Annotated in this window: 10 protein-coding genes and 1 riboswitch; of the genes, 5 read left to right on the top strand and 5 right to left on the bottom strand. The window is 64.7% G+C overall.

Annotated features, from left to right (window positions below; all coding sequences use genetic code 11):
- Window positions 1-765 carry an NUDIX hydrolase gene (locus LFT43_RS18755; protein WP_395799420.1) on the bottom strand — a complete coding sequence of 255 codons (765 nt, stop codon included), beginning with the start codon at window positions 763-765 and terminating at the stop codon, window positions 1-3.
- A 182-nt stretch (window positions 766-947) separates the two neighbouring features.
- A riboswitch (TPP riboswitch) is annotated at window positions 948-1084 on the top strand.
- Window positions 1085-1157: 73 nt separating this feature from the next.
- On the opposite strand from LFT43_RS18755, the gene LFT43_RS18750 reads away from it, so the two are divergent.
- From LFT43_RS18750 to LFT43_RS18735, 4 genes are all read left to right on the top strand, one after another.
- Window positions 1158-1790, top strand: a complete 633-nt coding sequence (locus LFT43_RS18750; RefSeq protein WP_395799418.1) for an ECF transporter S component — start codon at window positions 1158-1160, stop codon at window positions 1788-1790.
- Window positions 1790-3385, top strand: coding sequence for an ABC transporter ATP-binding protein (locus LFT43_RS18745; protein ID WP_395799416.1), 1596 nt, complete (start codon window positions 1790-1792; stop codon window positions 3383-3385). The genes LFT43_RS18750 and LFT43_RS18745 overlap by 1 nt, the downstream gene beginning before the upstream one ends.
- On the top strand, window positions 3382-4185 hold the full coding sequence (locus LFT43_RS18740) for an energy-coupling factor transporter transmembrane component T family protein (RefSeq protein WP_395799414.1): 804 nt from the start codon (window positions 3382-3384) through the stop codon (window positions 4183-4185). The genes LFT43_RS18745 and LFT43_RS18740 overlap by 4 nt, the downstream gene beginning before the upstream one ends.
- A gap of 483 nt (window positions 4186-4668) precedes the next feature.
- On the top strand, window positions 4669-6192 hold the full coding sequence (locus tag LFT43_RS18735; protein WP_395799412.1) for a UDP-N-acetylglucosamine 1-carboxyvinyltransferase: 1524 nt from the start codon (window positions 4669-4671) through the stop codon (window positions 6190-6192).
- Window positions 6193-6339: 147 nt separating this feature from the next.
- On the opposite strand, the gene LFT43_RS18730 is transcribed toward LFT43_RS18735, so the two are convergent.
- Window positions 6340-7164 (bottom strand): endonuclease domain-containing protein, encoded by an 825-nt coding sequence (locus tag LFT43_RS18730; protein WP_395799410.1) that lies wholly within the window; start codon window positions 7162-7164, stop codon window positions 6340-6342.
- 258 nt (window positions 7165-7422) lie between these two features.
- Between LFT43_RS18730 and LFT43_RS18725 the strand changes: the two genes are divergently transcribed.
- Entirely contained in the window at window positions 7423-8742 is a 1320-nt protein-coding gene (locus LFT43_RS18725; RefSeq protein ID WP_395799408.1) for a glutamate--cysteine ligase, read from the top strand.
- A 24-nt stretch (window positions 8743-8766) separates the two neighbouring features.
- Here the strand turns inward: LFT43_RS18725 and LFT43_RS18720 are convergent, their stop codons facing one another.
- From LFT43_RS18720 to LFT43_RS18710, 3 genes are read right to left on the bottom strand one after another with little or no spacing between them, the layout of a single operon-like run.
- A complete protein-coding gene (locus tag LFT43_RS18720) occupies window positions 8767-9975 on the bottom strand; it encodes an O-succinylhomoserine sulfhydrylase (RefSeq protein ID WP_395799406.1) in 1209 nt (402 codons plus the stop codon).
- Window positions 9976-10386, bottom strand: a complete 411-nt coding sequence (locus LFT43_RS18715; RefSeq protein ID WP_395799404.1) for a rhodanese-like domain-containing protein — start codon at window positions 10384-10386, stop codon at window positions 9976-9978.
- Window positions 10383-10640 carry a DUF1737 domain-containing protein gene (locus tag LFT43_RS18710; RefSeq protein ID WP_395799402.1) on the bottom strand — a complete coding sequence of 86 codons (258 nt, stop codon included), beginning with the start codon at window positions 10638-10640 and terminating at the stop codon, window positions 10383-10385. The genes LFT43_RS18715 and LFT43_RS18710 overlap by 4 nt, the downstream gene beginning before the upstream one ends.
- Window position 10641: the final 1 nt, after the last annotated feature.

Raw genomic sequence — 10641 nt, 5'->3', positions numbered from 1 at the left:
TCACGGCGCAACGGATGGGGGTTGGCGCCTGAGCCGGAAGAACTCCTGCAGGGCACCAGGCTGCGGCCGCACGGGCACGATGTCACGCTCTTCAGCCAACACGGCCGCCACCGTGCCGAGAGCGAGCAGTTCATCGAGCAGGACCAAAGTGGGCGGCATGAGCTTGAGGGTTCCCGCGGCCTCGGCCGCAAGGATTCCCCGGACTGGCATCCACAGGGAGGACGATGCCTCCGTAGTCTGGTGCTGTGGCTCAGCCCCAACTGACGGGCAAGCAACGTAGAAGTACGTGTCGAAGCGCTTGGGCTGGTCTTCCGGAGTGACCCAGTTGGCCCACGGGCGGAGGGTGGTTGCGTCGAGCTTCAGCCCGGCCTCCTCGAACACCTCGCGTTGCGCGGCCGCCAGCACCCGGCCGGCGTTGTGCCGAGCCGATGCAGGTTCGACGGCGATGCTGCTCCGATGCCATGCGGCGGCATGCTGCTCGACGACGTCGTCCGTGAACTTCCAGCCGGTACTGTCCGCATGATCCACCCGGCCCCCGGGGAAGACGACCATGCCCGCGGCGAAATCCATCGTGGACACCCGGTGCTGGACAAACACTTCCAGATCGCTCACGGCACCTTCGGAAATCGCCGCACCGTCGGCACCTTCAGGACCGGCTGAAGCTCCAGAGCTCGCGGGAAGGGGAGCATCGCGGACCAGGATCACGCTCGCGGCGAGCCTCGGTTCGGCCAATATGGTGCTGTTCGCTTCGCCTATGCCTGTCAAGACCGCTCCTTTGCCCTGCTTGCTGCGTCGGATTCTGCTGGATCATTCTCTCAGTTTCGGCGCCCGCCTGCGCCATGTCGGGCCCGCCTGCGCCCGCCCGGCGAATGATCCAGCAGAATCCGTCGCTTTCCGTTCCGCAACCCCGCCAAGGTGTAAACTGAACCACGCCCGAAAGGGTGGATTGACAACGACAGGGGAGCGCCGTCGTCGGGCTCGCAGCAATGCGGCACGGAGGACGGGCGCTGAGAGTGCGGACAGCCGCAGACCCTCGAACCTGATCCGGCTAGTACCGGCGCAAGGGAGTCGAGTTCTCATAGTGTCCGGAACCGGCGGCGGAAGCCGCTCGCAGGCAAACCGGAACACTTTCCCCTCCTGTTCCTCAGGAGGACAAAATGACTGGTATTTCTGCAAGGCCGGGCATCACCAAGCCCGGTTACAACTGGCGCGTCGTGGATATCGTCGTGGCGGCACTGATCTCTATCGCCGGCGGCGTGATCTTCTGGGCTTGGGACCAGATGGCTGCTTTGGTTTCGACGCCGATGAACGCCGCTTACCCGCCCGTGACCGGCATCATCGCCGGCGGCTGGATGATTCCGGCCGTGCTGGGTATGCTCATCATCCGCAAGCCCGGCGCTGCAATTTTCTGTGAGACCGTTGCTGCCACCAGTGAGCTCATCATGGGTTCCCAGTACGGCACCACTGTGTTGATCTCCGGCCTGCTTCAGGGACTCGGTGCAGAACTCATCTTCTTGGCATTCATGTACAAGAAGTTCAACCTGCCGGTATCCCTGTTGGCCGGAGCCGGTGCAGGCCTGTTCTGCGGGTTGAATGATTCCTTCCTGCCGTGGGGCTGGAACATCGCCTACGAAGCGGTCGACAAGCTCGCGTACATCGCTTTCTGCACGGTTTCCGGTGCCGTTATTGCCGGCGCGCTGGCCTGGATCGCCACCCGCGGCCTGGCCAAGACCGGTGTGCTGAGTGCGTTCGCGTCCCGCAAGGCCGCCTCGGAGCCCGTCTTTTCCTGATGCCCAGTCCTGATTCCGGCACCCCTGCTGTGGTGCGACCCGCCGCCATTTCCGCACAAGGTTGGGGCTGGCGGCACGCGGGCCGCACCACACCGGCCATCCACGCCCTGGACCTGGACATCCGTCCGGGTGAGCGTGTGTTGCTGCTTGGCCCGTCGGGCGCAGGAAAGTCGACGCTCCTGCATGCCCTCGCGGGCGTGCTGGGTGAGGAGGGCGACGACGCCGACGAGACCGGCTCGTTGCTGGTGGACGGCGTTTCGCCGAGGGCCCAGCGGGGACGTGCCGGACTCATGCAACAGGACCCCGAAACCCAGGTGGTGCTTTCACGCCTGGGCGACGACGTCGCCTTTGGTGCCGAGAATCTCTGCGTGCCGGGGGAAGAGATCTGGAAGCGGGTCCATGAAGCGCTCGACGACGTCGGGCTGCGGAATAGTGCCAGCGGCAGCTTTGCGCTGGACCACCCGACGTCGGCCCTCTCCGGTGGCCAGAAGCAGCGCCTTGCGCTGGCTGGCATCCTGGCGATGCGGCCGGGCTTGATCCTCTTGGACGAGCCCACCGCCAACCTGGACCCTGCCGGCGTGCTGGAGGTCCGCGATGCCGTGGGCCGTTGCCTGGACAAGACCGGGGCCACGTTGGTGGTGGTGGAGCATCGGGTCTCCGTTTGGAAAGACCTGGTGGACCGGATTGTGGTGCTCCAGCCGGGCAGTTCCTCCGAGGGAGGCTCAACGCCGGCGGTGCTCCTGGACGGCGATCCGGACACAGTGTTGGCGCAAGCAAGGGACATGCTCACTGCGGCGGGCGTCTGGGTTCCCGGTTACGTACCGGCCACCCGGCCACGTTCCGGAACAGCAGCCGGCTCCGTCGCGACGGGCGGTGGAGAGTTGCTGCTCGCCACCCAGGAGCTTGCGGTGTCGCGTGAACGGGCACGCCGCCGAGGGTTCGCAACCATCCCGCCTCATCCTGTGCAAACCGGACTCGACGCCCAGGTGCTCGCCGGCCACGCGCTGACTATCACTGGCCCAAATGGTGCCGGAAAATCCACCTTCGCTTTGACCCTCGCCGGCCTGCTGGCTCCCGTGTCCGGTACGGTGGCTGCCGCCGTCGGGCTCAGCGCCGGCGCCGGCGCCGATCCTTTCAAATGGAAGGCCCAGCAGCTGATCTCGCGGATCGGGACCGTGTTCCAGGAACCAGAACACCAGTTCGTCACCGGCCGGGTGCTCGACGAGCTCATGTTCGGACCCAAGCACCTTGGACACGGCGAGGAGCGCGTGGACGAATTGCTGGAACGGCTGCGGCTGAGGCACTTGGTGGACGCCAACCCGTACACGCTCTCCGGCGGGGAAAAGCGCCGGCTGTCCGTGGCCACCGTGCTTGCCGCGCACCCGCGGGTCCTGGTGCTGGACGAACCCACCTTCGGCCAGGACGCCAACACCTGGGCTGAGCTTGCGTCGTTCTTGTCCGAACTGCTCGATGCCGGAACATCCGTGGTTTCGGTGACCCACGACCAGGAATTCAGCTCCGTTCTGGGCGGCACCGAGATGCGGCTCGCGCCTGCGTTCCAAGGCGGCGCCCGGCAGGAAGCGGGTGCGGCATGAGGGAAGCGTTGAGCCTGCGCGGCAACAATGCGGTCCTGACACGCGCGAATCCGCTGGCCAAGTTCGTGTCAGTCTTCCTGATTACCTTGGTGCTGGCGTTGTCCATTGACGTGGTGTCCGCCTCGACAGCGATCCTCGGCGAACTGGCGTTGTTCCCCCTCGCGGGGCTGACCGTGCGCTTGCTCTGGCAGCGGGGCTGGCCTCTGATCATCGCTGCGGCGCTTGGCGGCTGGAGCACCGCGATCCTGTCGGCTGACAGCGGGAAGATACTGCTCGACGTCGGGATCTGGTCTATCAGCGAAGGCTCGCTACAGCTGGGACTCGGATTCATGCTGCGAGGCTTGGCGATCGCGTTGCCGGCCATTCTCCTGATGAGTTGCACCGACCCTACCGATCTCGCCGATGCCCTGGCGCAGAAGGCGAAACTACCGCACCGCTTTGTCCTGGGTACCTTGGCCGCGCTGCGGCTCGTCGGGCTCATGGCGGAGGAGTGGCAGACCATCGGCATGGCTCGGCGCGCGCGAGGTGTCGGCTCGCATGGGAGCCCGTTGCAACGGTTTAGGGCCATGCTCGGCCAGAGCTTCGGCCTGCTGGTCCAGGCGATACGCCGGGCATCCCGCTTGGCCGTGACCATGGAGGCACGTGGATTCGGCGGTGGCCGGCGAACCTGGGCGCGCGAATCCACCTACAGCCGGCTGGATGCCTGGGTCCTGCTGGGTGGGGTGCTCATCGCAGCTGCGGCCGTGCTGGCTGCCCAATGGGCAGGGACCTGGCACTTCGTCTGGCTGAAGCAGGGCTAGGGCGGGGCCCGGCTTGCCTACGGGAGTGTTCCGGCGCGGTAGGCCCGCATGAGTGCGCCCGCACCGTGATCCCGCCCAGATAATGGCCGTTGGGCGCGAGGCCGTCGTCATAGTCCCAAAAGTGGGTCTTTCCCCAACCGACAAGCTCTCCGACGCCGGACGCTCCGCGCACAATAGCGACCACCACGAGGCGGGTGTCGTCGTCGATCGCTTTTTCCAAACTGTTCGCGCCGGGAAGGGCGAGGCCGGCTTTGGCCTGTATGTCGAGAATGCGGGCGATGTCACTGTTTTTGGCCGGGCGGATTTCCGCGCGCAGCTCAGGGGGCACACAGGTGGAAAAGCCGTCGGTGCTCATTCGACTGAGCCTCCCTCCCAGCTGCGATGGTGTCAATGGGTATCGCACGAAACGACTATTCTGTCGAAAATTCGGCGTGTTGCACCATAAAATTGTCCCCCGTAGACCATCTATGATATTTATTTGGTATGACGCAACCGACTGCCGAACATGTAGGTCTCCTCCTTCGCGACGCCCGCGGCGAAAAGGGCTGGACACAGGGGCAGCTCGCTTCGGAACTGGGCACCAGCCAAAGCGCCATTGCCCGTATGGAACAGGGCAAGCAGAACCTCAGCCTGCGGATGATCGAACGCCTTGAATCCATCTTCGGTCGCACCATCGTCAAAGTCGGCAAGCGACAGATGACCCACCTGCGCGTTGAGGGCGGACGCACGCTCTCCGGCTCGGTGGACGTCAACAGTAGCAAGAATGCCGGCGTCGCACTGCTCTGCGCGAGCCTCATCAACCGCGGCACCACCACCTTGCGCAGGCTTGCCCGGATCGAAGAAGTCAACCGGATCGTCGAGGTTCTGACCTCCATCGGTGTCGAGTGCACTTGGCTCAACGGCAACGATCTGCGCATCCGCCGCCCGGAGACCCTGGACCTCGCCTCCATGGACGTGGAGGCCGCACGCCGCACCCGCAGCGTCATCATGCTGCTTGGCCCCCTCCTCGATGAGGCGGCCTCCTACCAGTTGCCTTACGCTGGCGGTTGCGACCTCGGGACTCGAACTGTGGAACCGCACATGCAGGCGCTTCGGCAGTTCGGGCTCACTGTGGAGGCCAAGTCCGGCTTCTATTCAGTGCAGGCCCCACCGGCCGACGGCGATCACCGCACCTTCGTCCTCACGGAGCGTGGTGACACGGTAACGGAGAATGCCATCATGGCCGCTTCACACCGCAGTGGAACCACGGTGATCCGCAACGCCAGTCCCAACTACATGGTGCAGGATCTGTGTTTCTACCTGCAGGGGCTGGGCGTGGTGATTGACGGTATCGGGACCACCACCCTGAAGATCACGGGCCGCCCGGCGATCGACGTCGATATTGAGTACTTCCCGTCTGAAGACCCGATCGAAGCCATGAGCCTCATCACGGCAGGCATCGTGACCAACTCTGAAGTCACCATCTGCCGGGTTCCGATCGAGTTCATGGAGATCGAACTGGCCACGCTTGAGCAGATGGGCCAGCAATTGGACATCTCCGGCGAGTACTTTGCGCGCAACGGACGGACACGTCTGGTGGATGTCACCACCAAGCCATCCCGGCTGCGCGCGCCCGAGGACAAGATCCACCCGATGCCGTTCCCCGGGCTGAACATCGACAACCTGCCTTTTTTCGCGGTCATCGCTGGCAATGCTGAGGGCCAGACCATGATCCACGACTGGGTCTACGAAAACCGGGCCATCTACCTGACCGAGCTCAACAAGCTAGGAGCCCAGGTACAGCTCCTCGATCCGCACCGCATCTACGTCAATGGCCCCACCAAGTGGCGTGGGGCGGAAGTGGGATGCCCGCCGGCCCTCCGTCCTGCCGCTTGCCTGCTGTTGGCCATGCTGGCGGCCCGTGGCACGTCCGAGTTGCGCAATATCTACGTGATTGAACGCGGATACGAGGACCTGGCCGAGCGGCTCAACACCATCGGCGCGAAGATCGAGTACTTCCAGGACTGACGGCGTCGGATTGCCGTGCTGAGCTCGGCCCGTACTTGGGCGGAGCGTTCTGCTGGATCACTCAGAGCGTGCTTTCGCCCAGGCCCGGAGACCCGCGGGGTGTGCCTTCTACCAGAGGCGGTGATCCAGCAGAATCGATCGTTGCGATCATTTCTGTTCGTTGTCCAGGGCCAGTACGGCGCGGATTTCCTTCATCACCTGCTCCGGGTTGTTCCAGATCCGCTCGGGAGCGAAGCTCAGGACGTCAAAGCCACGTACCTGCGCGGCGTTCAGGCGTGCCATGTCTTTCCTCCACGCCTCCCGGGAACTGTGGAAGGCATAGCCATTAATCTCAACAATCAAGCGCCTGCCAATCAAAAAGTCGACTCGTCCGACACCGCGGATGTGGACTTGACGGCGGAATGGCAGGCCTTCCGATTCGAACAGCAGACGAGCGCTGATCTCGGGTACGGATTCGGACAGTCCGTCTGCCTTTGCCAGTAGCCTTCTGGCGTTTCCGTAGTAGTCGGCGGAGATCTCACTTTCGATCATGGCCTTCGGGATGCCGAACTGCTGCATGGCCGACTGCGCAATGGAAATAGCATCCACGTCCGGCAAGCAGGTCAGAGCATGAATGACGGTGTCTTCTACGGATGCCACGGGGACGGCATTCTCCGGAGAGAGGCGAAGCCCGCCATGCCGGACGAAGCCCTTGCCCCGGCAGTGGCGCGTGGCCAGGTGCACATGCCTCGGTTTGTCCTTGATCCACAGGCCGTAGCGTAAGGCAGCACTTGCACAAGTGAGCTGCCCGTTGTTGAGGATCGCCGTGAGGTATTCCGGATCCGCCGACGGGAGGGCCCACACGCCCTTACGTGGTTGGTGCGCCCCAGCGGAAGCCAGCTTGTGGATCCCTGAGGGCGTATAGCCGTTGGCGCGAAGCAGACCTACCCGGGCGACGCCCCCCACTGAGGAAAGGTACTCCAGGGCATCCATGGATCCAGCTAGCCATGGAATTGCAGCTGACGCCCCAAGGAATGTGGCGTATGTGGATGAGTTGGCCGACATTCTGCTGGATCATCCCGGGGGTGGCTTCCGCTAATGCCCGGAATATGGGGACACTCGTTCCGCACGACTGGAGCGATCCAGCAGAATCCGTCGGGAGCCAGCCAGCCAGCCAGCCCGCCCCAGCCAGCCAGCCCGCCCCAGCCCTGCCCCTGTTTCCAAAAGGCTGCCATGGCGCACAATTGATCCGTGCGCACTTTTGGTGTGGAAGAGGAGTTGCTGATCGTCGATCCCGTGACCGGCGAGCCGCTTGCCCTTGCCGACGCGCTCCTTTCGGGCATGGCCCAGAACGGCGCACCCCAGAACGGCGCACACCAGGATGGCGCACACCAGCGCGGCCCCGCCCAGGACGGCGTCACTCAAGACGACCCCACCCTGGACGCCCCCGAAGCCAGCTTCAACCCTGAGGACATGGACGACCCCGACACCGCCCTCAGCCATGAGCTCAAGCTTGAGCAGATCGAGACGCAGACCCGGCCATGCCGTAGCTACGCTGAGCTGTTGCACCAGATCCGCAAGGGGCGGGGCCTCGCGAGCCACGCGGCACGGCGCCACGGTGCAAGGATCGCCGCGTTGGCCACGTCACCTCTGGACGCCGCTTTGCACACCACTCCGGATCCCCGGTATGCCGTCATGCTCGAACGCTTCGGCATCACGGCACACGAACAGCTCACCTGCGGATTCCACGTACACACGTCGATCGAGTCCCCGGAGGAAGGCGTGGTGGTCCTGGACCACATCCGGGACAAGCTCGCAGTCCTCACCGCGATCAGCGCCAATTCGCCCTTTTGGCGGGGGCTGGCGACGGGCTTTGAGAGCTACCGGACGCAGGCATGGAACCGTTGGCCGTCCTCGGGTCCGTCGGCCGTCTTCGGTTCCTTGGCCTCCTACCGGCGGGTGGTCCAAAGGCTCATCGAAACGGGTGTCCTGCTGGACGAAGGCATGGTCTACTTCGATGCCCGGCTATCCCGGCACGTTCCCACAGTGGAGGTTCGGGTCGCCGACGTCTGCCTCCGGGCCGAGGACGCCGCGTTGATCGCAGTGCTCGTCAGGGCCTTGGTGGAGACCTCTGTGCGTGAGTACCATGCCGGCATAGAGGCTGCGGCCGTGCCCACGGTGCTTTTGCGGATGGCGTCGTGGCAGGCAAGCAACTTTGGACTCCGCGGCGAACTCCTGGACTTTGGAACCCTTCGGCCCGAGCCTGCCGCCGACGTGGTTTGGTCGCTGGTGGAATATCTGGAACCGGTGCTTGCCGAGCAGGGTGAATTCGACTTGGCGAAGGCCGGCGTGGCAGCCATCCTGAGCCGTGGCAACGGCGCCATCGAACAGCGTGGTGTTGCTGAGCGCTGGAGCGAGAACAACGGCGGGGCGCCCGACGCCGCGGGGCTGGCCGCCGTCGTCGAGCACGCCGTTCACATCACGATGCGCTCAGAGAGGGACGAGAGCGACACCAAGCCGCAGCCCGTCCTCACCTGGGTGCGCCAGGACTGGCGCGAGGCGCCCGGCTAACCACGCCGGGCAACCCGCACCCGGCTAGACCTGCTTGAGTGCCTGTTCCAGGTCCCGGATGAGGTCGTCCACATCCTCAAGTCCCACTGAAAGCCGTACGACGCCGTCAGCCAGGCCAATGGCCGCGCGGCCTTCCGGACCCATGGCGCGGTGCGTGGTGGTGGCGGGGTGGGTGATGAGGGACTTGGAGTCGCCCAGGTTGTTCGAGATGTCGATGACGGAGAGCCCGTCCAGCAGCGCGAAGGCGGACTCTTTCGCCGAGCGCCCCGCGGAGGGGAGCAATTCGAATGTCAGCACGGTGCCGCCGGCTTTCATTTGCTTCGCGGCGAGCTCGTACTGGGGGTGCGACTTCAAGAGCGGGTACTTGACCCAGCTTATGGCCGGCTGTTGCTCAAGCCATTCCGCGATCCGCAGCGCCGACGCCGAGGAGTGGTTCACGCGCAGCCCCATCGTTTCGAGGCCCTTGGTCAGGACCCAGGCGTTGAACGCGGAGAGGGATGGCCCGGTGTGCCGCATCAGCTGCTTGACGGGACCGTCGATGAACTCCTTGGTGCCCAGGATGGCACCGCCCAGGACCCGGCCTTGGCCGTCGATGTGCTTTGTACCCGAGTAGACAATCACGTCTGCGCCCAGATCGCCGCAGCGCTGGAGCAGGGGAGTGGCAAAGACGTTGTCGACGACGACGGTGGCGCCCGCCGCGTGGGCGAGCTCGCTCACCGCCGCGATGTCCACGATTTCCTGCATCGGGTTCGACGGCGACTCGAAGAACACCGCCGTTGTCGGCTCGGACAACGCTGTGCGCCACTGGTCCAGGTCCGGGCCATCGACGAAGACGGTCTCGACTCCCCAGCGCGGCAGGATTTCGTTGAGGATGACGAAGCAGGAACCGAACAGTGAGCGCGCGGCAACCACCCGGTCACCGGCCGCCAGCAACGCACCCAGGGCGGTGAAGACAGCGGACATGCCCGACGCCGTCGCGAAGCACGCCTCTGTGCCTTCGAGCAGCCGGAGGCGCTCCTGGAAGGTGGCCACGGACGGGTTGCCGTAACGGGAGTAGACGAAGCGTTCGTCCTCTCCGGTGAACGCGCGCTCGGCGGCTGCCGCGGATTCGTAGACGAAGCCGGAATTGAGGAAGACAGCCTCGGAGGTTTCTTGGAAATTGGTGCGGTCAAGGCCGCCGCGGACTGCCTGGGTGTCGGGGCTCCAGCCGGCGGCGTCAGGATTGAAAGTCACTTAGATTTTCCCCAGGTTCGTCGGAAGTCCACGGTTTTTCCAGCCATTCACGGTTCGCTCGCCGTAGCGGTCAGGCTCGCCTTCAAAGCCTTCCAGGACGTTGAAGGCGGTGTAGCCGGCTTGGGTTGCGGCGATAGCGGCGGCGATGGAACGCTGGCCGGAGCGGCAGAGGAAGATCAGTTCGGTGCCATCAGCCTCCGGGGCCTGCTGCGTCAGCTCTTCGATGAAGCGGGTATTGGGGATCCCGCCGGCAAGGTTCCACTGGATGAACAGGGGATCGTTTTCGGTGGCCTTGGTGTCCGGAATGCCGATGTGTGCCCACTCGCCTTCGGTGCGGACGTCCACCAAGATGGCGCCCTGCTCCAGTTTGGCCCAGGCGTCGTGCGGGCTCAGGTCGCCTGCGTAGCTCATGCGTGGCCCTCGCCGTCGAACTCTTCATCGAGCGCATCCACTGCAGATGCGACTGCCGCGTCAGCGCTGGCGATCGCCGCGGGCAGGATGATGGCCTGCGCCACGATCACGTCCGTGCCGTTGAAGGTGGCAGCCGGGCTACCGTGGAGTACGTAGCCTTCCGAGAGGGCGGTGGAGATCCGCTCGCAGAATTCCTTGGTGTCGGGACCCGTGATGAGACGGTAGGAGAGTTTTTCTTCGGTGGGTTCAGGCATT

This window comes from Arthrobacter sp. FW306-04-A, from assembly GCF_044358315.1.
Lineage (GTDB): Bacteria > Actinomycetota > Actinomycetes > Actinomycetales > Micrococcaceae > Arthrobacter.
Note: the sequence above shows the minus strand (reverse complement) of the source record. Positions and strands in the feature narration are given on the sequence as shown.

Coding starts and splice junctions, on each gene's coding strand:
- LFT43_RS18750 (WP_395799418.1), top strand. CDS start 1,158: ATGACTGGTATTTCTGCAAGGCCGGGCATCACCAAGCCCGGTTACAAC.
- LFT43_RS18730 (WP_395799410.1), bottom strand. CDS start 7,164: ATGGATGCCCTGGAGTACCTTTCCTCAGTGGGGGGCGTCGCCCGGGTA.
- LFT43_RS18710 (WP_395799402.1), bottom strand. CDS start 10,640: ATGCCTGAACCCACCGAAGAAAAACTCTCCTACCGTCTCATCACGGGT.
- LFT43_RS18745 (WP_395799416.1), top strand. CDS start 1,790: ATGCCCAGTCCTGATTCCGGCACCCCTGCTGTGGTGCGACCCGCCGCC.
- LFT43_RS18735 (WP_395799412.1), top strand. CDS start 4,669: ATGACGCAACCGACTGCCGAACATGTAGGTCTCCTCCTTCGCGACGCC.
- LFT43_RS18715 (WP_395799404.1), bottom strand. CDS start 10,386: ATGAGCTACGCAGGCGACCTGAGCCCGCACGACGCCTGGGCCAAACTG.
- LFT43_RS18740 (WP_395799414.1), top strand. CDS start 3,382: ATGAGGGAAGCGTTGAGCCTGCGCGGCAACAATGCGGTCCTGACACGC.